The sequence below is a fragment of the Candidatus Thorarchaeota archaeon genome (assembly GCA_013388835.1).
Lineage (GTDB): Archaea > Asgardarchaeota > Thorarchaeia > Thorarchaeales > Thorarchaeaceae > JACAEL01.
On the sequence record JACAEL010000022.1, the window covers coordinates 1 to 23,878 of the forward strand.

Below are 23,878 nucleotides of genomic sequence, written 5' to 3' on the forward strand. Positions count from 1 at the left end.
CTGTCAACCTCCCGGAGAGAGGACGTACAAGAAGCTTAAAAGCAGTTCTCACGGCTGACACATAGACAACCCTTCAGGGGTGGCATTGGGTGCCGAGGTAGCCAAGTTGGACCACGGCGCCGGTCTTGAGAACCGGTGTGCTCTGCACGCAGGAGTTCAAGGGCTGCGACACTACGTCGGGCCGAACACATCTCCTCCTCGGCGCCACCAATGGCAGTACTCGTGGACGGCTGCCGCAGAGAGCGAATGAGGACATGGGACTCTCGCAGGTGCATTAGGGGAGGAACAAAAGAGCGGAATCCTTTTCGTTTGTATCTGTGCATCAGTATCCATGCCATTTGTAGAGACCAATGGAGTGCGGACATACTACGAGCTCGAGGGAGCTGGTCCTCCGATTGTCTTCATTCACGGGGCGGCATGTGACCGGGACATGTGGCGTCCACAGGTGGAGTACTTTGCAGACAAGTGCAGTGTGATCACATATGACCTGCGTGGACATGGCAAGTCTCAGGGCTCGGACGGCAGATACAGCTGCAGACTCTTTGCGGACGACTTGAATGCACTGCTACAGAGTCTCGATGTCAGGGAACCAGTAATCTGCGGCATCTCGTTGGGAGGTATGGTAGCTCAGGAATACACTGTGAGATATCAGCAGAATCTTCGTGGTCTAGTCCTTGCTGACACTGCAGTGTCAACCACACTGCGTTTCTCGGACAGAGTGCAGAAGGCATTGTTTCCGAAGAGGTTGGTCTTGTGGATGGTTAGGAACATGAGCAGGAAGAGGTATGCAGACTTCTCATTCCGGTTCTTCAAGATGGCCCCAAGTGTGCGTGAATACCTCGTAGAGAAGCAGCTTGCAATGAGTCAAGAAGAACTCCTGAAAGTGATTGAGGCGGCGTATGACTTTGAACTACTCGATTTGGCGTCTGTATCAGTGCCGACTCTGGTAATCATCGGGGAGAATGAACGCAAGTCGGTCTTTCCACACGCAGAGAAGATGCTCCAGCTGATATCAAACTCGAGAAAGGTGGTAATCCCAGGGGCAGGACATGCATCAAATCTGGAGAACCCGATGGGATTCAACCGGGCATTAGAGAAGTTCCTTTCTGAGCTTCCCAGTCCTAGAGCGACTTAGCCATGTAGGGGCCCAAGTCCCTGAAACCCAGGCGCCGGTAGTACTCCTTCACACCCAGACCACTGTTAACAAGAATCGTGTCTGCTCCAAGCTCATCGCGCCCAATGCTCTCTGCAGCCTCTATGAGCCACTCACCCATTCCGAAGTGCTGCCACGCATCACTCCTTCTCTGACGCAGTTCAACAGCTGTCCCATATACCCTCAGTTCTCGGATAATCGCGCAAGGCCCAGCTGTCATCTCCCGTCTGTGCGATGCAGTGCTCGGGCGTCGGAGGCGCAGGAAACCAACTAGAACGTCATCTTCAGGGACTTCCAGAGACAGGAACAGTTCCTTGCCCCCAGAGGCGTCGTACTCCCTTCGGACCAAGACCACATCCGCCATGTTGACTCTCTTGCCAGTCCTGAGTTCGTAGTGTCCCACCTCCCGATATCGGATGGTACGGTCCCTGAGACCAAGCTGGTTCATCCGCTTCTGGACAAGCTCGCGAAGGTTGCCACAGTCAAGTCCTGCCTCTATCTGATGAAGTGGGATGTCTCTCTGCATCCTCTGGATTCGGACATACTCGGGCATCTCGGCTATGGCAGTTGCCAAGAGACCTACAGTCTGGTCAGTATCATATGGCCGGTATTCCCCAGCCGTCCACCATTCATAGAGCTTTGTGTGCTTGACCACAATCGTAGGGTAGATCTTCAGCATATCGGGCCGGAAGGCCGGGTCTGAGAAGAGACGGCGAAAGTCGTTCAAGTCGGACTCGAATGTAGCCCCCGGGAGCCCCGGCATCATGTGGTACGCCACCTTTATGCCACTGTCACGGAGTAGCTGAGAGGCGCGGACAACGGAGTCAACGCCATGGCCTCTCGAAACGCGGTGAAGAATTGAGTCAGAGAGAGTCTGGACACCAATCTCGACCCTTGTAGCGCCCATGTAGAGTAGCTCGTCAACGCTGCCAGGGGTCACCAGATCGGGTCGTGTCTCAAATGTTGTGCCAATGTTCCGGACAGGCGCTCTCTCATTCTTTCGCTTTGCCTCGTCCAGACTCCCACTCTCGGATTGATTCATCGCGTCAAGGCAACGCTTCACAAACTCTGCTCTATACTGGGCGTCCTTTGAGCACCAGTCGCCACCCATGACAATCAGTTCGGCCTTCTGGGTTGTGTGACCGGTGGCCCGGAGCTGGTCAAGCCGACTGTGCACCTGTCGAAACGGATCGAAGTCATTCTGAATCCCTCGCATGGTTGCAGGCTCATGGCCGGTGTAGCTCTGGGGAACACCGAGGTCTGGCCCACCGGGACAGTAAGCGCACTTGCCATGGGGACAGGCCTGCGGTCGAGTCATGACAGCAATCACTGCCACCCCGGAAGCAGTCCGGACCGGGCGTTTGCGTAGCAGTCTGCTCAGAAAGTCCACCTCCTCCGGTCGCGCATGTCCAAGTATGTCCGCATTAGATGGGATTGTGGGTAGATGATACCTTGCGCAGACCCGGTTCTTCAGCCGGTTGATGTGATGCCTGTCGAGGGGTACCTCTGAACGCAGGATCTCTTCGATAATCTCTCTGCAGACGGAGGCGGATGTCGCTTCAGGCATTGGAGCCTGCTGAGTGGGATGTGCTCATTAATGCCACGATAGGGGGCAAAAAGATGGTGATGCTTGGATAGCTTTTTATTGGCTTGGCAGAGCCATGAATATGAACAGGGGAACAAGATATGCCAGGTTCACACGGCTCACTCACAAAGGCGGGAAAGGTCCGAGAGTCCACGCCAAAGGTCACCGGGCGTGAGCGACATACTCCAATCCCGCGCGTGCGCAACAAGCGCAACTATGTCAAGAGGTTCATCCGCGGGCGTACCGTCGGTGTCAGAGCTTAGAGGAGAAGCTCCTTTTCACTCCTGTGGCATCCCTCTGGTAGTTTCCAAACTCAGTCAGCTCCATGAGGCGTGATTCATCAAATACAGGACCGTCCAAGCAGACCAAGTCACCAGTCGGGTCCATGGCACAGGTGCCACATAGGCCGCAGCCACACTTCATATGCCTTTCCAGAGATGCCTGAATGTGAATACCAAGTTCACGTGTGAGACGATACAGGTTGATCATCATCATCTCAGGACCACAGGTATATACCCTGTCGAAACTCGACTCATTCAGAATCTCCGCTGCCAGTTGTGTCGCGAGCCCGCGGTATCCTGCGGACCCGTCATCTGTAGCAGTCCTGACAGTCAGTCTAGGGGTCTTGATGGACCTCAGCTCGGTTTCAAACAGCAACTCACTACTCGTTCTAGCGCCTACGACCACAGTGGTCTCAGCCCCCAGCTGGACCAGACTGTGAATGAGCGGCCGAAGAGGCGCCATTCCAATGCCGCCACCTACAACCAATGCTCTGTCCCGGAAGACTCGGAAACCATTCCCAAACGGGCCACGGAGTCCCAGACGGTCGCCTTCTGACATCGATGCGAGAGCCTGAGTGGCAGGTCCCACAGGCAATACCGAGATGCCGGTCTCAGAGTCCTCCCAATAGGATATGCTCATTGGAATCTCATCTATGCCCGGCGTCCAGACCATCAGGAATTGACCGGGTTGGAATGGTTCAGCATGGTCCGACTCAAGATACAGTGTACGCACACGCTTGTTTTCCTGTCTCACGCGCCTGATTCTTACAGACCTTGGACGACCCATCCTGTGCTCTATAGTCATGACAATCAACTCCGCGCAGCAAGACCTATGATTTCAGAAAGCTCAGAGAAGCCCGCTTCTCGCAGGTAGGCCTCCACACCCTCCCGAACTCTCTTGAACACGTCCATTCCCCAGAGGACACCCGTACCAATCTGGATGGCACTGGCGCCCGCCAAGTGCATCTCTACTGCATCTTCCCATGTAGACACTCCGCCCACACCAATCACAGGTATGCTCAGCGCTTGATAGAGGTCGTACACACAACGTACGGCAATTGGGAAGATTGGAGGACCGGACAGCCCACCAAAACGATTGCCCAACACAGGTCGTCGCTGGTGGATGTCAATGCGCATTGCGCGTACGGTGTTGATTGCTACCACTGCATCCGCACCTGCTCTCTCCGCGGAGGCGCCCACCGACACGATGTCTGACGCATTCGGCGTCAGTTTTGCGAAGACCGGACAACTCACTAGGTCCTTCACGGTCTTTACGTAGCGATACGTCAGCTGGGGGTCATGCGATATCTGACTTATCTCTGCATGAGGACAGGACAGATTCAGCTCTATTGCGCTAGGCCGGACTTCGGCAGCCTTTGATGCGACCTTTGCAATCTCGTCAAGAGAGTTACCGAATATGCTGAGGACAACAGGGACCCCGATCGTTGCGAGGTCTGATAGCTCGTCCACAAAAGCATCGATACCGGGGTTGGTCAGACCGACTGCGTTCAGGAGACCTCCATGTGAGACTGTCAGTACCGGACCGTCATGTCCCTTGCGCGGGGTCAGACCAATGGACTTCGTCACAACTGCGTCGGCCCCGTTTCGCGCGACTCTTCTGAGCAGTGATGCAGTCATCCCAAGCACGCCCGATGCAAGCCAGTAACCGGAGATCCTCATGCGCACTCGCCCCTGTCAGATACCGGACGGGTGTAATAAGCACAAGGGCGGCCGAAGAGACAGACATTTATCAGGCACCTAGACTCCAGTGAACTATTGGAGCTCCCGAGTCATGTTAGTCTACCTCGTCAGTACTGCATACGGGTTGTTCGCCCTTGATGAAAACAGCAGAGTCCTGATTGAGATGTGGACCTATCCGGATATCGAGAAGTCCATACAGGAACTGAGCCAGCTCAATCAGGGAGAGACCACTGACATGCTGGGGGAGATGGTCAACAGAGTCAGAGCCCTCAACCCCGAGGCAGTGGTGGTCGAGCAACCGGAGATGGCGAGGGCACTGACCAACACGGGGCTAGAAACTAGGCTTGAAACTGTGTCTTTGCCAATCAAGTGGTTCAGGACAGCCTTGGTGGACCAATTAGTCAATGCCAAGACCGCAGGTCCAGAATGTGACACAAAGCGGTTCTTGAAGCAGGTCGCAGTTGGGCTCGCACAACAGACGATAACGCGAGCCAGTGAAGAGAGGGACATATTGACAAAGCAAGCGATAGATGCCATTGACGAGTTGGACAAGGCCATCAACATAATAGCCATGCGAACCCGCGAGTGGTTCTCCATGTACCAGCCAGCACTTGACCGTCTGGTGGAAGACAATGAGGTCTTCAGCAGACTCGTGACTAACGTGAGGACGAGTGAGAATGTGGACCTTGACGCACTCCGAGAGATGGGTCTGACGGCAGAGCTGGCGGATGCGGTGGTGTCTTCTTCAGTCAGCGGCACAGGAGGAACACTGAGTGAACAGGATTTGGAGGCCATCCGCACTCTGGCTGAAACCGTTGAAAACATGTATAGGTCACGACGGCGACTTGAAGAGTACATTCAGACAATGATGAAGTCCATCGCGCCGAACATAACAGCCCTAGTGGGCCCAGTGGTGGGGGCCAGATTGATTAGTCTGGCAGGCTCGCTAAAGGACTTGGCAGCCCGTCCGTCAAGCACAGTTCAGGTACTGGGTGCTGAGAGAGCACTCTTCAGAAGTCTCAAGACAGGAACGGACCCACCCAAACACGGAGTCATCTTTCAGGTCGCCGATATCAACGCAGCACCCTACTGGCAAAGAGGAAGAATTGCCAGGGCTCTGGCAGGCAAACTCTCGATAGCAGCAAGAATCGACGCATTCTCCAAGAGAGACATGGGCGAAGAACTCCGACTGAGCTTCCAGAGGCGTGTTGAAGAGATAAGAAGGCAGAACCCGGAGGCACCTCCGCCAAGACCAACCAAGAGGGGCGAGCCGAGGCGTACATATCGAAGAGGGCGTGGTTTCGGAAAACCATCTGGGAGAGGAGGTAGGCGACATTGAGAGTCACCAACCATCGATTTCCCGGTGTCTATGTGACAGAAGAGGAAGACAGGAAGTACCTTGCGACGAAGTCGCTGACGCAGGACATTCAGAGCTTCTATGGAGAGCGAGTCGTGAAGGTCGATCAAGATGTCTACCGACAATGGTCTCCGAGAAGGTCCAAGCTGTCAGCAGCCATTCAGAATGGACTGAGGGAACTCCCAATCCAACCCGGTTCCAGAGTGCTGTACTTGGGGGCAGCATCTGGTACCACAGTGAGCCATGTTTCGGACGTGGTTGGGGAAACAGGTCTGGTTGCTGCGGTTGAGTTCTCAGCAAAGACCGCAAGGGGACTCCTGCGGCTTGCAGGGCTGCGCTCGAATGTTGTGCCGATAGTAGAGGATGCGCGACACCCATCCAGATACACCTCGTTGCTGACCGGCACGGTTGACGTGGTCTACCAAGATGTAGCACAGCCGGACCAAGCAAGAATCCTCTCTGACAATCTCAGGACATTCTGCTCATTCGGGTCATGGGGGATGATTGCCATCAAGGCAAGAAGCATAGACTCCGCATCAGACGCATCCCAAGTCATTGATCGAGAGATAACGAATCTCGACTTGCTAGGACTGGAGGTCGTTGAAGAGGTCAACCTAGAGCCCTTCGAGAAGGACCACATGATGGTAACAGTCAGAGTGAGGTAGAGCGCTCCTTGAGCGATCACATTGAGCGTATGCTGGAACGCGAGATTGACAGCGTAAACGACCACCTTCCGAAGAAGGCTGTGCCTCTGAGGGACCTAATGAGGATGAGCAGACCCACGTACGAAACAAGAGGGGGCGAGACCTCCTTCCTAGTCAGGAAGGAGCTGGAGTACGTTGCCAGTGAAGTCCCAGAACGGTACCACGGTGATGTGATGATTCCGGTGGTGATTCTGAGACGAATGGACTTAGGACAGGGAATCTACACAGTGGCTGGGACAAAACCAACACTCTTCTTGATCCATCGCATCTTGGGCGACGCAGACGGAGACTGGGACAGACTCGGAAGCTGGGAGGCAGTCGACAGACTTGCCCGCCCTCAAGTGCAACTGGTCAGGAGAAGGTTGCCTTCGACCACTTGCATCGGATTCACCACGCAATGCTAGAGTCCGTTTCTTGCTTCGGTCTTCGACTCAGCTGCCAATTAGCAAATCTGAAAAGGCAGGTTCACGGAGTCTTTCTGATAGTGAGTATGACAAGAGATAGAACCCAGCTCCTAGAAGAGGCCGAAAACCGCCTAGTGGAGGCTGGATTTACTATATCCACTCGCTGTGACATCAGACCCAGCTGCTTTGACCTAGTGGCTCGCAGGGGAGACCAGATTGTCTTGGTCAAGGTGCTCGCAAATATAGATGCCATGACAGAGGAGGATGCCAAGGCTTTGGGGATTGTCGCCGCTTTCTTTAACGCAACCCCGCTCGTGGTAGGGCTCAGGACACGTCGCAGCCCTCTAGAGGAGGGACTGGTCTACCGCCGGTATGGAGTCACAGCAATCACACCAGCGCTAATAGCTAGCGAGGTCTCAGAAGACAAACGGCCTCGGAGCTTTGTACAGAGGGGCGGCAGGTTTGTAGAGATAGATGGCGCGGAACTCAGGAGGGCTCGTGAAGTCCGCGGGATGACTCAGGAGCAGCTTGCAGACTGTGTACAGGTGTCTGCACGGGCGATTCTTGCCTACGAGAGGGAGGAGATGGATGTGAGCACCGAGGTCGCAGAGCAGCTTGAAACAGTCCTTGAAACAGACCTGATAATTCCAATTGATGTGTTTCGCAAGTCGGATACCAAAGGTCTGACACAGAGAAACCTGCCTGAAATCCCAGAGAACGTTTCATATCTGGAGAAACGTGTCAGGGACTTCTTTGAACGCCTGGGAATGAAGGTGCTGTGGACGGACCGTGCACCATTCGACCTGGCTGCGAAGGAGAAAGGTCCTCCACTGATGTCGAGTGTGGGGTCAATCAGGAACCCGGGGCTACAGAAGCGGGTGGAGATAATCAAGAGCGTTTCCAAGGTCACCGAGTCGGAGGCAGTGGTGATTATCGAGGAAGGAAAGGCTGACGAGAATATCGCGGACATCCCGGTCATAAGACAACTCGAGCTTGATGAGATAGACAAGCCACAGGAGCTGCGGAGAATAATAGCGGAACGTTCTGATGGCTGATTACTCATTCTGACAGACGAGAAGACCTCCAAGTCTTTCGTACTATGTCTGGCAGTTCTTCGTGCCGTTCTAGGAAGCCTCTGACAAAGGCGATACTCTTGGGGTCGGAGGGATAACCAGACCCAAAGTCACCATACTCGCGATGCAGAAGCTGCACTGCAGAGTCGCGCTCGACCTTTGCCACTATCGATGCAGCAGACACGACGGGATATGTCGAGTCCGCCTTGTGACAGGATATCAATGTGCAGTCTTCTGGCTGAATCCCGGCGTGCTCCAGAACCATCCTGCCAAATCGTTCCGGATTGACGTCTGCTGCATCCAGTATGGCACTGGAGGGCTTCATAGTACGTAGCGCCAGAGCAAAGGCGCGGACCTCTATCACGTTCAGCGTGACTCCTTGTGTCCTGAGCCGATCAATGTCTGCAGCAGAAACTGTCTGTACAGAGACGTCAATGGCAATCTCCCGAATCGCCTCACAGAGGGCACTCCTCCTTCTGGGAGTCAGGCTCTTGGAGTCGCGCACACCAATCTCCTTCAGACGCAGAATGCCCTCCGGGTCTGCAAGGACCCCGCAGACCACGAGTGGTCCAATCATGGGCCCCCGTCCGGCCTCATCGACGCCCGCAATGCGCCATGACTCAGGAGGCAGGGGACTCATTCCAGCAGATTCCTCAGCATCGTTCGTATCTAGTTGGACATTGTCCTGTATAGGAGACTTGTCATGCCCAGGACACTGCACTGAAGCCATTCCTTAGAGGCACGCAAGTCTCGGACGGCCTGATTCTCAGTACAAGTACATCTGGCCATATAAGTTCCACTTACAACGCGTTCGAGTCGATCCGGCACTCAGGCAGTCTTTTGCAGACTCTTGTGTCGTCGACATCTCTCTCCATGAATTACACTCGATGGTCTTCGGACACCACAGACACGAACTCTAGGCACAATTCCTCTCAACGGCAATAGGCTTCTAGGTATGTCCTGAGAGAATGTGGGGGCGCCGAGATTTGAACTCGGAACCTGCGAGTGGCTCATTCTATGACCCCGTTGTCATAAGATCTGGAGCCCGACGCCATACCGGATTAGGCCACGCCCCCGTTGCTAGTGTGGGCATACCGACGCAGGGAGGGCAGTAATAAGAAGATTTCGCCCGTTAAGGCAGTACGAGATGACATTACATATGAACGGATGAAGACTGACAACGTTCACTACAGCAAGGTGGGCACTCCTACCGCATCGAAGACCAGACGCACGTCCGCGGTCAGAGGACGGTCAGCGATGATGTCTCCTGCACTCGGGGACTGTTGAGCGAGGAGGCAAGGACCACAGATGGGGATGTGAGTCGCGACTTGATTTAAGGTCATGTCAGTTCTGCCGAGCAGGATAGTGGAAGATGGGGTTTTGATACATCGACGCTCTTGTGGGTGTCATTTGAAGTCGCGGGGACGCATTCGGATGAGGTCAAGAACTGTGAAACGAGGTGAACAAAGTGTACCCAGCGTTGCCCCCGGACCCAAGTCTACCCTGGTGAAGACTCAGGGAAGAAGACCACATACAGGCGAGGTTGTTCATTCCTGTGCAGCCTCGCCTCAGCTTAGCCCGAAAGGACGTCAGAAGCAATCTGGTCGGGTATTCATCTTCTTTTTTTTTGAGTCTGACTGAGTATCGACTCAATGAGTAATAGTTGTACCTGAAGCTGATACAAAAGATAGTGCTTTCAGAAACAGAGAAGAACGGGGGCCTTGCAGGCCCACGTTCTCAGAATGACAGGATACTATCTCTTGGTGATGTCAAGAACAACTCCAACGGCCACAGTCATACCCATATCACGTACTGCGAATCGGCCCAGTTGGGGGAGCTCCTTGTACTTCTCGATGACGAGCGGCTTCAGGGGCACCAGCTTGGCAATCATGGACTCGCCCTTCTTGACGAAGTCCGGATTCTCCTCAATCACCTGACCAGAACGCTGATCGAGCTTCTTGAGGATTTGATCAAACCTGCAGGCCACCTGGGCGGTGTGAGTATGGACGACAGGGGTGTAGCCCACCGTGATAGCGGTTGGGTGCTGTATGACCATCACTTGCCCCGTGAAGTCCACAGCGACTGTTGGCGGATTATCAACAGGACCGACAACGTCACCACGTCCAACGTCCTTGCGCTCGATGCCGCGCACGTTGAAGCCGATGTTGTCGCCAGGGACGGCTTGAGCAAGCTGCTCGTGGTGCATCTCTATGGTCTTGACTTCTCCGACCTTGTTGGGGGGCATGAAGATGACCTTCTGGCCGGGCTTCATGACACCAGTTTCGATGCGGCCTACGGGTACTGTGCCAACACCCTTGATGGAATAGACATCGTTCAACGGTAGTCGCAGGGGCTTGTCAATCGGTTTGGGTGGGAGCGTGACAAGGTCGAGCGCTTCCAGCAGACAGGGACCATTGTACCAAGGTGTCAGATTTGGTGTGCGGACCTTGAGGTTGGCTGCATCAATTGCAGATGTGGGAATGAAGGGAATCTGGTCAATCTTGTAGCCGATACTCTTGAGGAAACCGCCAACCTCCTCCTTGATCTCCTTGTAACGTTCCTCGCTGTACTTGACGTCATCCATCTTGTTGATACAGACAATCAGTGATGGAACGCCTAGGGTCATAGCAAGGTAGGCATGTTCCTTGGTCTGTCCACCGACACCAACGCCAGCCTCGAACTCACCAGTCTTCGCAGACACAACAAGCATTCCCACGTCGGCCTGAGAGGCGCCCGTGATCATGTTCTTGATGAAGTCCTTGTGACCCGGTGCGTCGATGATGGTGTAGTAGTACCGTTCGGTGATGAACTTGAAGAAAGCGATGTCGATTGTGAGACCTCGCTCTCGCTCTTCCTTCAGACGGTCCAGCGCAAAAGCCCATGCCCAGCTGGGCCGCCCAAGTCTCTCTGCTTCGGCCTTATGCTGTTGGAACGTTCTCTCGTCAACAGCGCCTGTTTCGTAGAGCAACCTGCCAGTCATCGTGGACTTGCCATGATCGACATGTCCGATGACGACCAGGTTCAGGTGCTCCTTATCTTTCTTGGACAAGGGTTGTTCACCTAGTACATATCTACAGAGTCCCCTAGTTGGGAACCTGCTTGGGCCTCTCTTGGTGAGTTGCTTTTAATGCTTTCGTCAAAGCGCAGTGACCAGAGAATGAGAACTCTGACTGAGGAGCTGGAGTATGTGGTTGACTATACTGTTAACAAGACGGACCACCGTTGGACTTCAACGTCGAAATCGGTGACTGTAATGGAAACAGTCACACACTGAATGCACTCTCAAGTGAGTCCTTTATGTCTTGAAGCAAATCAACGGGATCCTCGATTCCTACGGAGAGCCGAACCGTCGACTCTGTTATGTTCATGCCAGCGAGCACCTCATTAGGAATACCGTGGTGTGTAGTGAGTACGGGGATACTGACCAGACTCTCGACGCCGCCTAGGGACACCGCGTTCAGAAACAGTTCGAGCGAGTCAACAAACATCTCTGCGACTCTCAAATCACAGCAGAGGTCAAGTGTGAGGATGCCTCCAAAACCATCCATCTGCCTACGCGCAATGCTGTGACCCGGGTGGTCAGGGAGGCCAGGATAATGGACTCGTCTTATTCGCTTGTCTTTGAGTAACTCTTCCGCCAAATACAAGGCAGAGGAATTGTGCCGCTTCACACGTAGCTCAAGAGTCTTGATTCCTCTGTCGAGAAGGAAGGACGCGAAGGGGTCGACTGTCCCGCCCAAGAGCTTGGCCGTGCTCCGAATCCTTTCAAGCTGTGTTTTGGAGGCGGAAACTGAGCCTGCTATGATATCACTGTGTCCACCTAGGTACTTGGTTGCGCTGTGAATCACCACATCAATCCCCAACTCGTGGGGGCGCTGATTGATTGGTGTCGCAAAGGTGTTGTCAATCACAGAGATGACTCCGCTGGACCTAGCACCTTCTGCGACCGCAGAGATATCGACTATTCGCAGTGTAGGATTTGTGGGGGACTCAAAGAAGCAGAGGCGGTACTTGGATTTGGAGTCGACAATTGCGTCCACAAGGCACTCCGTGCTGACGAAGTCCGTTTCGATTCCAAACTTGGGAAGGATGTCCTCGAACAAGTGGAGCGTGCCGCCATAGATGGAGTCACATGAGAGAATCCTGTCACCTTTTCGTGCAAGACCAAGGACTGTGGACGATATTGCAGCCATCCCGGAGGATAGGACTACACTGTCATCGGTGCCTTCGAGAGCACTGAGCTTCTCTTCCACATTCCGTGTTGTAGAGTTACTCCAGCGAGTGTAGACGTCTTTGTTCGAAACACCAGTGACCGCCGCCAACAGATCCTGCTGGTTATCGAAGACAAAAGTGGAGGCCTGTACAATCGGTTCTACGGCCGGGCCCGCATGCTTTGGACGGTTTCCCTGTACACACCTGGTGCTTAGAGACCTCTTTCGCATTGTGCTCAACTGGTCAGTTCAATGAGATTGGAAACTGATAACATATGCGAAAGAGGAAGACTTAGTTCTCTTGGTCGTGGGCGGCTCTGAACTGGACTACCTCGCAGACCTGGCAACGCGCTCGCGTTCTTCCTTTCTAGACACCGCGAAGCTGCCCGGGTCACCCTTGAACGCCAATAGGAGTTCGTCAACAATACATTCCTCGTAGGACTTGGTGTTTCCGTGTGCACTGCGGGCCGCTCCGATTGCGAGATACCTGAGGGCCACGTCAACTCTCCGCTGTGGTGACACGTCCACAGAACGCGGATAAGCCATTCCACCATAGGAGATTCTGGTGGTCTCCTCTGCAGGTGCAGCATTCTCTATGGCGGTCACGAGCACTTGGATGGGGTTCAGACCAGTCCTGAAGTCAATCATCTCAAAGACCCTTCGGACCAGAGAGACTGCTCTCAGCTTTTTGCCTGAGCTGCGGCCAGTCCGGGTCTTCTTCTCCTTGCGGCCACCGCCATTAAGGAGCTTGTTGGCAAATCGCTCAACAATCGGCACACACGACTTGTGGAAGCTGCGGGCAGCGTGCCTACCGGAGGTGTGTGGTACAAGTACAGGCTTGAGGCTGATGTATCGGACGAGACCGGGGTCTTTGATCTCTACTCCAGTCGGGTCCCACTTGCCAAACAGAAGCAGTCCTGAAGTTGTCTTCGATGCCGCGTCTATCGGGGCACTCTCAGAGGTCTCAGTACGTGCCGAGTCGTCTCTCCTGTCGTCGGACATCATATTCACCTCAGCGTATAGGCTTCTCCTTCTTTCCATAGATGAGTGACTCAAGTGATACGCCATTGACCTTTGTAACACGCCACCGAACACCAGGCAGGTCACCGAATGCACCACCGTATGCGCCACCTATGCCTTCCACCACTACTTGGTCATGCTCATCTACGTACTTGAGAGCTCCATCACCCGGCAGGAAGGCCGAGATCTGCTTTCCGTTCTTTGAGAGCTGCACGCGGACACACTTCCTGATAGCGGAGTTGGGCTGTTTGCTCTCGACACCGACGCGTTCGAGAACTATGCCTCGTGCCTGGCAGGCTCCCTCAAGTGGGTCAGTCTTCTTTGCAAGCTTGAGCTTTCTACGTTTGTAAGTTGACCTGCTCCAGCGGAACTTCCTGCGCTTGAGCTTGAGAGTTCGTCCGGCGAACTCACCGACAGGACTCTTCGAATCTGTCAATTGAATACCTCGTATGGTGGTTGTGCGCTGTGATGCACCCACATTTGGGGCGCACTAGGCGGTAATCAGAGCATCGCCCTGCTGTCGCCTTTTAAGCATTGTGAAACGGAGGCCTATGCAATGCAGGAAACTAGGCAATCATGACGTTGTCGAGACCAAAGTGTCTCTTCGCTAGAATCCTTGCCCGTGCCACATTTCGGCCGTCGCGACCAATAGCAATACCACGGTCCTCGCTCTTCACTGTGACTGAAGCCACCACCGCCCCATCTCTGGTCTCGGTGAGTCGCACTTGCTCGACGCGGGCAGGTGCCAATGCACGCTTCACAAACTCCTCTGCGCTGTCAGCCATCTCAACCACGTCTACAGGTCTGCCGAAGGCATCAGATGCGGAACGAACATTGCAGCCGCCCTTTCCAATTGCCTTTCCAAGCTGCTTCTCAGGCACGACGAAGATGAGCCGGTCTGCCTCATCATCGCGAACAACGTCGACGGCTGAGGCGCCTGTGATTCTCTCGAAGGTGGCAATCAATGCCATGTCGTCCATGGACAACTTGACGCTAGGCAAGAGGCTTCGCCTCACGGAAGCTTGAGGATCTTCGAGTCACCAGGGTCTATGACTGCAACGGCGGAGACCATAAACGGTCTGCCGATGACCTCACCGAGCTCCCAGGTGGTCCCTGCGAACTCCTCGATTCTGACGCCAGTCAGTTGTGCGTATCGCTCCAAGTCGCTGTAATCATCGCGGGGACAGTTCCTCGCAACAACAATCATTTTCGCCTCGCCTTTCTTGACGGCATCTATCGAGGACTTGGCACCAATCCTGCACTTGCCGGTTCGAACTGCGCTGGCAATCGACTCGTTAAGGCTCAAATCAGTCTACCTCTCTATTCAATGTTTCACGTTCTTGAGAGCCCGTGGCGGATTGCTGCAGACTTGCAGTGGTTTTATGCCTTCCGCCGTGGGCGTGCGCTTCTATGGACTCTTGGCAGGTGCCTCAGTGACTGGTGCTTGGGGGTTCATCAACAGGTCTATTGAACCTGTACCGAGAGGAATGAGCTGCCCCAGAATCACATTTTCGGTGATTCCTCTCAGTGGATCTTTCGCCCCCGCGATGCCCGCGTTCAGAAGGTGGTTGATTGTCACCTCGAAGGCTGCTCGGGCCAGAGCGCTGTTCTTCGACCCAGATATGCCATGCCTGCCAATCTGACGGATGGTACCGTCAGTGGTCATCATGTCAGCCACCAATATGATGTGCCGAACGTCGACATCCATCCCCTGTTCACTAAGCACGCTCATGGCCTCTTGGATGATGGCGTTGCGAGTCGCTTCAATCCCCAGAATCTGGTAGATCTCACGAAGGTTATTGGTATATATTCGGTGAGGATTGACTCCCTTGACCTCCAATGCCTCTTGGAGATTCGAACCCTCGGTATGAAGAACGTACTCCTCGCCTTCTTTTCGGATGACAACATGGGTGATTGCATTCAGTCCCTTCACTCGGACCTCTCGAATCTTCTCGCTCAACCGCTGCAGCTCAGCAAGGGTCTCGTTGGCCGGGTATACGAACACCGAGTTCTCACTGACCTCTACTTCTCCTTTGGTCTTGATCTTCAACTGTATCGCCTCGGCAATCTGCTCGGGAGTGAGACCCTTGTCTTCCATCAACTCGGGGTCAAGTCGTACATCAATTGCCTGTCGCAGGAGGTCAATCGAGATATTGCTGGCGACGCTCTCCACTAGGACCATCTCTATGTCTCGGGCCACCATTCGGGCCTTGCTGCGATCATTGGCAACCGAAGGGTCCAGATGAAGGCGCATTATGGGGGTACTGGGGTTGTTCCGAGCGTCTACAATCTCAATCAACCTAGGGAGACCTTGTGTCACGCTGAGCTCAGCCACACCTGCATAGTGGAACGTCCGCAGGGTCATCTGTGTGCCGGGTTCTCCTATGCTCTGAGCCGCGACTGTCCCCACGGCCTCGCCGGGTTCGACAAGGGATAGCTCATAGGATTCCAGCACATTGTCGCATATCTCATCGAACTCCTTCTTAGTGAGGCCGGGTATCTGACGCGTCTTGGCTTCAAGCTCTTCGATGACCTTCGGAGGAAGTCTACGCTCGTCCCTCATCTTGCTGAAGCGTTTTTCCATATACTCATCGATTGTACTTGCGGTCTTGGACATGAGTAATCAACCACCTTAGTCGCTCCGGCCCTTGCCGAGAACCTTCTCTATTGCTATGTCAATGTTCACAGAACGTCCATGGTCGGACTTGCTTGGGTCGACGCCGTCGTCTCCAAACTTGAACTGCACAATCCTGCCAGGCGCCGTACGGACTGTCCCGTCGGTCTCCACCTTCAGGTCTTGTAGAGCTGTCATCAGTCGCCGCTGCATATAACCTGAAGTGGATGTGCGCACAGCCGTGTCGACAAGCCCCTCACGCCCTCCTGCTGCGTGGAACTAGTATTCAATTGGGTCAAGACCCTTCTTGTAGCTTGCAGTCACAAAGCCACGAGCACGAGCGCCTAAATCGCCACGTTCAAAGTGAGGAAGTGTGCGGCCGACATAGCCCCTGCTGATGCGCTGACCGCGAACTGCCTGTTGACCAACCACGGCTGCCATCTGCGACAGGTTGAGTCGAGAGCCCCTTGCGCCCGTCTGGGCCATGATGACAGCAGAGTTCTCAAGCCCAAGGTGCTCTCCGGCGATATTACCTGCGGAGTCTCGCGCCTGAGCCAGTGTGGCCATGATCTTCCGCTCAAGAGTTTCAAGAAGCGTCTGACCAGGGCTGGGTTCGAGCTCTCCACGCTTGTAGGTCTCTATGAGCTTTTGCACCTGCTCTTCAGCGTCTTCTAGAATCTTCTTGATTCTCTGCTGTGCCTCTCGCGGCAGTGTCACATCATCCAGACCCATTGTAAAGCCCCTGTCAGTGATGAGACGCACAAGAAGTCGTCCTATCGAGTCCATGAATACACGGGCTGCTGTCGAACCCTTCTCTTTGATTATCCGGTGAAACAGCGAGTCCGGTTCACCTGCGCCAAAGGCCTTCTCATCCACTACTCCGAAGAGTAGGTGGCCATCACGAATGACCACATACGCATCGTATTCACAGTTCTCCTTCTTGCAGACAGAGCACTTCCTGCAGATATTCGCTTTGAAGGAGATGTTGATACCACTAGGCACAAACATGCTAAAGATCTGTTTGCCAGTCCAGAGCTCTACAGGAGCCTTGATAGCAGGCTCAGGGAGCTGGCCTTCATACTTGGCAGTTGCCATCAGCTGGTTGACCTGATTGAGAGTGTAGAGGCTTGATTTTCTGGTCAACAGGAAGGCAGCAGAGATATAGTCCTGCAGCGCTCCGATGATTGGGCCGCCATACCTGGGAGAGAGAATCTGTTCCTGTACGCGCATGAGTACGCGTGCCTCCGCACGAGCCTCCTCCGACTGTGGTACATGTAGGTTCATCTCGTCCCCATCAAAGTCTGCATTATAGGGGGGACACACGTATAGAGAGAGCCTGAAGGTTCGGTATGGCATCACTCGCACCTCGTGAGCCATGATTGACATCCTGTGAAGGGAGGGCTGTCGATTGAACAGGACTATATCGCCATTGTCGAGGTGTCGCTCGAGTATGAAACCTGGTTCCAGACTGTCAGCGATAATGGTGCGCTCCTTGACAAATCTCAAGTCCACTCGTCGTCCGTCAGACCGAATCACATAGTTACAACCCGGATGAACGTCTGGACCACGCATCACAAGAGCTTTCATGTCTTCCATGTTCCACTCGGTGACTCTCTGCGGTATTGTCAGTATCTTTGCAATCTCTTCAGGCACACCGACCTCGTTCATGCTTAGATTCGGGTCCGGAGAGATGACCGTACGAGCCGAGAAGTCGACTCGCTTGCCAGACAGGTTTGAACGGAAACGACCCTCCTTGCCTTTGAGCCGCTGTGAGAGTGTCCTCAGCGCACGTCCTGACCTGTGTCGTGCAGGGGGAATGCCACTCACCCCATTGTCAAAGTATGTAGTGACATGGTACTGAAGGAGTTCCCAGAGGTCTTCCACGATGAGCTGGGGAGCTCCCGCATCCAGGTTCTCGCGCAGCCGCTGGTTGATACGTATGATATCGATGAGCTTGTGGCTAAGATCGTCTTCTGATCGGACTCCAGACTCGAGAGTAATCGAGGGGCGGACTGTCACGGGCGGTACTGAGAGAACGGTCAGGATCGACCACTCCAGTCTTGCGGCCTCAGGATTGATACCTAGTAGCATATAGTCTTCATCAGACACGTTCTCGAGTCTTGCGCGGATGTCAATAGGGGTCAGTCGAACGGAACCTGTTTCTCCGACTTCATATATTGAGGTGGGCTTTTCGAGTTTCAACTTCAGTTGTTCGGCCTCACAGTGAGGACACTGTTTGACCTTGGATGCCCGCTTGAGAATCTCCTTTGAGAGGTTTGCTGTTCTCTGACCTATGTCAGGGTACTTCTTGAAGAGTCGGGAGAAATGAGCGACTTCTTCTTCAGTCAACAGAATCCTGTTGCACTCTCTGCAGATGGCACGCAAGACCTTGTGAATCACCTTGGCGTAGCCTGCATGCATGACTGGACGCGCGAGCTCAATGTGCCCAAAGTGTCCGGGGCAATTACCTACACGATTTCCACATGTCCTGCAGCGCTGTCCGGGGTCAATCACGCCCAGTCGAGTGTCCATGATTCCGCTCTCTATGGGGTAACCATCCTCATCGTAAGTGTCAGCAACCACTATCTGCGCAACGGACATCTTGCGAATGTCCTCTGGCGAGAGGAGACCAAACTCAATTTCATCAATCTTCTTGGTAGAGATACCAGACATCATGGCTAAATCATCTCCTTCAATCTCAGCCTACAGGCCAAGCCTAATGACATCATTTCCTGGATGAGTAGCTTGAAAGCATAGGACACAACAACACTGCTTATTCTAGCATTGGTACCGCAGATGGGACAGTAGTAGATATCCTTGTTACGATCGTAGACGCCAATCAGCCCACACTCCTCACACACAAGCATGTTGCTTTTGTCAGACTCGTCGAGAAGCCTGCCTTTCAGGAGTATGGCCGCCCCATGACCAATCAGGACATCTCGCTCCATCTCTCCGAACCTGAGACCGCCCTCCCTTGCTCGACCCTCGGTTGGCTGTCTTGTGAGAATCTGGACTGGTCCTCTGGCGCGGGCGTGCATCTTGTCAGCGACCATGTGGTGTAGCCGCTGATAGTAGATGACACCGATGAATATGTCTGTGGTGAGTTTCTGGCCTGTGACACCCGAGTACATGACCTCTCGACCTGTGTGCTGGAATCCATGGTCGTGAAGAGTCTTGAAGAGCTCTTCTTCCGTGACACCACAGAAAGGAGTGGCATCCTGTTGCTTGCCATCCGCACAGCCAGCCTTGCCAGCAATCATCTCCAAGATCTGCCCGATTGTCATTCGGCTCGGAATGGCATGTGGGTTGATTATCAGGTCCGGTACAACACCGTCCTCAGTGAAGGGAACATCCTGCTGTGGCACAATGTAACCCACAACGCCCTTCTGGCCGTGACGAGACGCAAACTTGTCGCCCAGCTCAGGAATGCGCAGGTCTCGGACCTTGACCTTCACAAGGCGGTTTCCGTCGATGGTCTCTGTGAGAATGACACTGTCGACCACACCAGCCTCTCCATGTCGTACTGCAACTGAGGTCTCGCGTCGGTTCGGAGAAGTGATTTCGAACTCCGAGTACTCCTCAAGAAACCTAGGTGGGGAGGTTCTGCCAATCAGCACATCGCCGCCTTGTACTTCCACCTCCGTCTCGACTATGCCGTCTTCACCAAGGTTGCGGTAGGCTTCAGATGCGCGATATCCTCGAACACTGCGGTCAGGCACCTCGAACTTGTCCTCCTGTCCGCCAGGGTACTTTCGCTCTTCGCTCTCGTAGACTCTTGCAAATGTGCTTCGGCCCAGCCCCCGTTCGATGGAGGCCTTGTTCATGATTAGAGCATCTTCTATGTTGTAACCCTCAAAGGACAGTATCGCAACTACGAAGTTCTGACCTGCGGGACGCTCCTCATAGCCGATGGAGTTCATGGGGCGTGTCTTCACCATCGGTACTTGGGGGTAGTGGAAGAAGTGCGACCTCGTGTCGGCCCTGTATCTGAAGTTCGATGCAGGAACACCAACGGACTGCTTCGCCATTCCAGCCATGTACACATTACGTGGGGACTGGTTACGTTCAGGGAACGGTATGAGCGCTGCGGAAATCCCAAGTATCGTAGACGGAACAATCTCAAGATGAGTCGTCTTCGAAGAGATATCCTCGGGGGTCATAGCAATGAGAGTGTTCTCTTCCTCTTCCGCATCCAAGAACTCGACAATCCCATTCCGTAGAAGATCCTTGAATCCCCACTCCCCATCGGTCACCATGCGCAGGTGCTCTTCAGTGAGGCGACTGCGTCCGTTCTCCACGATTATCAATGGGCGCCGGACCCGTCCCGCATCACAGTTGACTTGGACTTCCCGAGTGTCCTCGTAGTACGCAATATTGACCTCGTTGTCTATCTCTCCAGCGCGACGCTTCTGCCGAATGACCTTGACAAGCACTTGCGGAGCGGCATGGATGCCAACTAGACGTCCGTTGAGAAACACATCTGCTCCCTTCGTCCCCCGTTTGCCCTTCAGACGCTCGATGTGTTCCACATCGGCCTTGAGCAGAGCGCGCTCTACCGATTCCTCATCTGTACCGACAGAGATGTAGGCCATCATGGCGATGTTCTTGACAAGTCCACAGTTGGGTCCCTCAGGGGTCTCATTGGGGCAGATCTTTCCCCAGTGAGTCGCGTGGAGGTCCCGCGCCTCAAAGTGTGGCTGAGACCTAGACAGAGGCGACACTACGCGTCGTAGGTGTGATAAGGATGAGATGTAGTTGGTTCGGTCAAGGAGCTGGGATACTCCAGCCTTTCCTCCGACCCAGTTGCCGGTGGCAAGAGCATGCTTGAGTCTCTGGGTTATCACATCCGCGCGTACTGCAGTCCTTATGTTCGGTTTTCGACCTCGAACCGCGGTCCGTTCAAGCTGGTACTTGATGTCACGTGTCAAGGAATAGAGTGCCACTCTGAATAGTGACATCAAGAGGTCACCAGACAGCTTCAACCGCTTGTTCGAATAATGGTCCTTATCATCAGCTTGGCGTTTGCCAAGGACCAGTTCGAGCAGCCTTTCGACCATCTGCCCAAGATAGTAGGCCTTCTGAAGTCTGTGCTCAGGCTCAGTGCCTATGTGAGGCAAGAGATATCGGTCAAGCACCTTCTCGGCACGGGACAGCCGGTATTCCTTCGTCTGGCCGACCGCGACTCGCTTTCCAATGAAGTCCAGTGCGTTCTCGCGCGTAGACCCCGTTGCCTCCTCGCTTGCCCCAGCGTTTATTGGCGCGGACTGTTCAATAGTCACTATGAGCTCGTTCCGAACGTCTTCGTCATCGGATATTATATCGACAATCTCGCGGTCAGACTCTACACCCAGAGCCTTGAGGAGGATTGCTAGGGGAATCTTGCCGGGAACTGATGGAAATGAGACACGCAGCTCTCCTGTGCGCTTTCTCTCGATTGTGACGGGTGCTCGGAAACCACGGGATGTGGAGAAGACCTTTGCAATGTGCGTATAACTTGAGCTCTTGCTCGCTTCTTCGATGAGTATCCTGTTTGGCGCCAAGTCCTCCTGGGTGACCAATACTCGCTCAGACCCGTTGATAATGAAGTAGCCACCAGGGTCCTTTGGGTCCTCGCCATGACGGATGAGTTCCTCATCACTGAGACCATGCAGAAGACACTTCTCGCTTCGAAGCATGATGGGGAGGTCGCCAATGTAGATACGAAGGGTTTCCATTCGCGTGGTGACTGTGCCCTCCTTTCTTACAGGAGTCATGTTGAGGTAGAGCTTGCTTGCATAGGTCAGGTTGCGTATACGAGCCTCATTTGGATAGAGAGGGTGTTCACTGCCATCTGCCTCTCGAACTGACGGCGCCTCGACTTCAATCTCACCGAGCTCCACGTAGTAGCCCTCGACTTTGGGAGCGAGGCGGCCCACGCTCGTGACTACCTCTTGCAATTCATGGTCAATGAACCGATTGAATGAGTCAAGATGCTGTCCTACTAGACCACGATCCGCGAAGTATGCCTCAATTACGGGCCAGTACTTCTGCCGTTCTTCTATACCCAAACCTGTCACCACATCCTGATGAGGGACGGGGAAACTACTGCGGGTCTGTTGCTTCCCAATGCATGAACCCAGAGAAGTCCGAGTTCGCTCACTCGCCGCAATAGCCGCCCCGTTGCTGTCACCCGGGCAGTAGAGCATACCCACGCTTGTCACGGACCATGGCGGGCTCGGCGGGATTTGCTCCGCGCCGAGGGACTCTCGACACGCTTGAACCCGCGGCCCCTGCCCGACCAAGACATCGTTTCTTGGCCTTCAGGTTAAAAGCCTCAGCCGACGAGACAGAAGGACTGTTTCGAAGACTGCTGCGCTGCCTGCCTGCGCCACGAGCCCGGAACACACCTGCAGCCATCTGACACTCCATTGCTGGCAATATCAAGTATGGTCATGCATGTATGGGAAGCTGTTCTGCCTGAGCACCGGAGCCGGGTTGCTGTGTCAATAAAAGGCTTACGATGAAACGAAGACATTTGGCATATCAGCTGCCACCAATCTGCGTTTCTGTGATGTAGAATGTGTGAGGTACTGCGGCATAATAAACTTACTCTGCCACCGAATTCGGCTGCAGAAGTCAAGTCCGAAGTCGGCAGAAGAACCAGCGCTGCCTGATTTGCACCTAACATGAACACTGAAGGCCACCCCCTGCCTCAGTCTCAGCCATGCGGTGACAGGTCGTGACCACTTGTGCAAGAGCCCTGTCCCCGGGACATGGAAGAGACGGAATGCCAACGACAACTTTAAGTGAAACACGGTCGTCGAGGGTCAGAGCATGCCCGTAAGACGGACAGCGTTTCACAGGTGCCCCTGTGGTATAGCTCGGCTAGTATTCAAGACTGTCAACATCTGGTCCTGAGTACGAGCCTGATGGCAGATCTCTTGAGACCCGGGTTCAAAGCGAAGCGCGATTGTTCGAGCCTCCTGAAACTCCCGGCGGGGGCGCCACTTCATTCTACTGAGACCATACAATGCTGACAGGTACTTTCCTAGCGAAGTGGATCGCAGCTGCGCCTAGGAGAAGATGCTCATACGCCACCTGAGTGAAACCGGAATGGCTCAGCATCGTTGCAAGTGCTGAGGCGTCATGGAACCGAGTAACAGTAGTTGATAGGTGAACATATGCTTCATCATGTCCAGAAACAAGAGCCCCTATGAGTCGGACAATCTGCCGAACGTACAAATGAAACATCCAGCGTATGCAAGTGCGTGGCGGCTGACTGGTTTCAAGGTTGATGAACAAGCCACCGGGTCGCAGAACTCTGAGAAACTCGCCAAGTCCGCCATGCAGCCCGTCGGGGGGAGTATCAAGATTCCGAGTTGCGAACGAGATGCTAACCACGTCGAAGGTGTTGTCCGAGAATGGCAGACTCTTCGCGTCAGCCAGACTGAACTCTACGCCTATGGTCTCAGTCTTCTTGCGGGCCACTCCGAGCATCATTGGACTGAAGTCCACTGCGACAACTCGTGTTCCAAGTGGAGCAATGCGGTAGAGGTATGCGGCCATCTCTCCCGTGCCAGTACAGAGATCCAACCACAAACGCCCACCATGGAGTGCAGCAGCCCTTGCAGCACGGCGCCTCCAGAACACGTCAAGGCTCAGAGTGAGGAGGTGGTTCACCAGCTCGTAGACGTAATACACTCGGTCAAACAATGTGCGAATGGTCCTTCTCATCTCATGAAGACTTCCTAGTTTGGCATAGGTGAGGTCATACGAAGAGGCTCTGTTTCCGTTAG

General features: G+C 54.1%; 19 protein-coding genes, 3 tRNA genes and 1 pseudogene. 8 read left to right on the plus strand and 15 right to left on the minus strand.

Annotated elements, in window-relative coordinates; all coding sequences use genetic code 11:
* Positions 1 to 91: 91 nt before the first annotated feature.
* A tRNA-Ser gene (locus HXY34_04480) sits at positions 92 to 207 on the plus strand.
* Positions 208 to 331: 124 nt separating this feature from the next.
* Positions 332 to 1,135: an alpha/beta hydrolase gene (locus HXY34_04485; protein NWF95379.1), complete on the plus strand. Its 804-nt coding sequence runs from the start codon at positions 332 to 334 to the stop codon at positions 1,133 to 1,135.
* Here HXY34_04485 and HXY34_04490 read toward each other — a convergent pair.
* Positions 1,122 to 2,720 carry a tRNA uridine(34) 5-carboxymethylaminomethyl modification radical SAM/GNAT enzyme Elp3 gene (locus HXY34_04490; GenBank protein ID NWF95380.1) on the minus strand — a complete coding sequence of 533 codons (1,599 nt, stop codon included), beginning with the start codon at positions 2,718 to 2,720 and terminating at the stop codon, positions 1,122 to 1,124. The genes HXY34_04485 and HXY34_04490 overlap by 14 nt on opposite strands.
* A 119-nt stretch (positions 2,721 to 2,839) precedes the next feature.
* On the opposite strand from HXY34_04490, the gene HXY34_04495 reads away from it, so the two are divergent.
* Positions 2,840 to 3,001, plus strand: coding sequence for a 30S ribosomal protein S30e (locus tag HXY34_04495; GenBank protein NWF95381.1), 162 nt, complete (start codon positions 2,840 to 2,842; stop codon positions 2,999 to 3,001).
* Here the strand turns inward: HXY34_04495 and HXY34_04500 are convergent.
* Complete coding sequence (locus HXY34_04500; GenBank protein ID NWF95382.1) at positions 2,991 to 3,806, minus strand: dihydroorotate dehydrogenase electron transfer subunit; 816 nt, start codon at positions 3,804 to 3,806, stop codon at positions 2,991 to 2,993. The two genes, HXY34_04495 and HXY34_04500, sit on opposite strands and share 11 nt — an antisense overlap.
* Before the next feature lie 23 nt (positions 3,807 to 3,829).
* A complete protein-coding gene (locus HXY34_04505) occupies positions 3,830 to 4,699 on the minus strand; it encodes a dihydroorotate dehydrogenase (protein ID NWF95383.1) in 870 nt (289 codons plus the stop codon).
* A 112-nt stretch (positions 4,700 to 4,811) separates the two neighbouring features.
* Here HXY34_04505 and HXY34_04510 point away from each other — a divergent pair, with 112 nt between their 5' ends.
* The 4 genes from HXY34_04510 to HXY34_04525 all read left to right on the plus strand — a co-directional run bounded on the left by HXY34_04510 (position 4,812) and on the right by HXY34_04525 (position 8,240).
* Positions 4,812 to 6,059 (plus strand): C/D box methylation guide ribonucleoprotein complex aNOP56 subunit, encoded by a 1,248-nt coding sequence (locus HXY34_04510; protein NWF95384.1) that lies wholly within the window; start codon positions 4,812 to 4,814, stop codon positions 6,057 to 6,059.
* Positions 6,056 to 6,742: a fibrillarin-like rRNA/tRNA 2'-O-methyltransferase gene (locus HXY34_04515; GenBank protein NWF95385.1), complete on the plus strand. Its 687-nt coding sequence runs from the start codon at positions 6,056 to 6,058 to the stop codon at positions 6,740 to 6,742. The genes HXY34_04510 and HXY34_04515 overlap by 4 nt, the downstream gene beginning before the upstream one ends.
* Positions 6,743 to 6,750: 8 nt before the next feature.
* Positions 6,751 to 7,185 (plus strand): DUF61 family protein, encoded by a 435-nt coding sequence (locus HXY34_04520; protein ID NWF95386.1) that lies wholly within the window; start codon positions 6,751 to 6,753, stop codon positions 7,183 to 7,185.
* A gap of 86 nt (positions 7,186 to 7,271) precedes the next feature.
* Positions 7,272 to 8,240, plus strand: coding sequence for a transcriptional regulator (locus HXY34_04525; GenBank protein NWF95387.1), 969 nt, complete (start codon positions 7,272 to 7,274; stop codon positions 8,238 to 8,240).
* Between the two features lie 4 nt (positions 8,241 to 8,244).
* Here HXY34_04525 and HXY34_04530 read toward each other — a convergent pair whose 3' ends face one another.
* The 11 genes and pseudogenes from HXY34_04530 to HXY34_04580 form a co-directional block, all read right to left on the minus strand.
* Positions 8,245 to 8,898 (minus strand): ribonuclease HII, encoded by a 654-nt coding sequence (locus HXY34_04530; GenBank protein ID NWF95388.1) that lies wholly within the window; start codon positions 8,896 to 8,898, stop codon positions 8,245 to 8,247.
* Between the two features lie 331 nt (positions 8,899 to 9,229).
* Positions 9,230 to 9,334, minus strand: a tRNA-Trp gene (locus HXY34_04535).
* Between the two features lie 677 nt (positions 9,335 to 10,011).
* Positions 10,012 to 11,307 (minus strand): translation elongation factor EF-1 subunit alpha, encoded by a 1,296-nt coding sequence (tuf, locus tag HXY34_04540; protein ID NWF95389.1) that lies wholly within the window; start codon positions 11,305 to 11,307, stop codon positions 10,012 to 10,014.
* Positions 11,308 to 11,521: 214 nt separating this feature from the next.
* Positions 11,522 to 12,700, minus strand: a complete 1,179-nt coding sequence (locus HXY34_04545; GenBank protein ID NWF95390.1) for a PLP-dependent transferase — start codon at positions 12,698 to 12,700, stop codon at positions 11,522 to 11,524.
* 96 nt (positions 12,701 to 12,796) lie between these two features.
* Positions 12,797 to 13,474: a 30S ribosomal protein S7 gene (locus HXY34_04550; GenBank protein NWF95391.1), complete on the minus strand. Its 678-nt coding sequence runs from the start codon at positions 13,472 to 13,474 to the stop codon at positions 12,797 to 12,799.
* Between the two features lie 7 nt (positions 13,475 to 13,481).
* Positions 13,482 to 13,925: a 30S ribosomal protein S12 gene (locus HXY34_04555; protein ID NWF95392.1), complete on the minus strand. Its 444-nt coding sequence runs from the start codon at positions 13,923 to 13,925 to the stop codon at positions 13,482 to 13,484.
* A gap of 130 nt (positions 13,926 to 14,055) precedes the next feature.
* On the minus strand, positions 14,056 to 14,469 hold the full coding sequence (locus HXY34_04560; GenBank protein ID NWF95393.1) for a NusA-like transcription termination signal-binding factor: 414 nt from the start codon (positions 14,467 to 14,469) through the stop codon (positions 14,056 to 14,058).
* Positions 14,470 to 14,501: 32 nt separating this feature from the next.
* Positions 14,502 to 14,795 (minus strand): 50S ribosomal protein L30e, encoded by a 294-nt coding sequence (locus HXY34_04565; protein ID NWF95394.1) that lies wholly within the window; start codon positions 14,793 to 14,795, stop codon positions 14,502 to 14,504.
* A gap of 102 nt (positions 14,796 to 14,897) precedes the next feature.
* Positions 14,898 to 16,106 carry a DNA-directed RNA polymerase subunit A'' gene (gene rpoA2 / locus HXY34_04570; GenBank protein ID NWF95395.1) on the minus strand — a complete coding sequence of 403 codons (1,209 nt, stop codon included), beginning with the start codon at positions 16,104 to 16,106 and terminating at the stop codon, positions 14,898 to 14,900.
* A gap of 15 nt (positions 16,107 to 16,121) precedes the next feature.
* Positions 16,122 to 18,776: pseudogene (locus HXY34_04575) on the minus strand (DNA-directed RNA polymerase subunit A').
* 5 nt (positions 18,777 to 18,781) lie between these two features.
* A complete protein-coding gene (locus HXY34_04580) occupies positions 18,782 to 22,288 on the minus strand; it encodes a DNA-directed RNA polymerase subunit B (protein ID NWF95396.1) in 3,507 nt (1,168 codons plus the stop codon).
* Between the two features lie 659 nt (positions 22,289 to 22,947).
* On the opposite strand from HXY34_04580, the gene HXY34_04585 reads away from it, so the two are divergent.
* Positions 22,948 to 23,089: transfer RNA gene (locus HXY34_04585), tRNA-Asp, on the plus strand.
* Between the two features lie 7 nt (positions 23,090 to 23,096).
* Here HXY34_04585 and HXY34_04590 read toward each other — a convergent pair.
* On the minus strand, positions 23,097 to 23,816 hold the full coding sequence (locus HXY34_04590) for a ubiquinone/menaquinone biosynthesis methyltransferase (protein ID NWF95397.1): 720 nt from the start codon (positions 23,814 to 23,816) through the stop codon (positions 23,097 to 23,099).
* Positions 23,817 to 23,878: the final 62 nt, after the last annotated feature.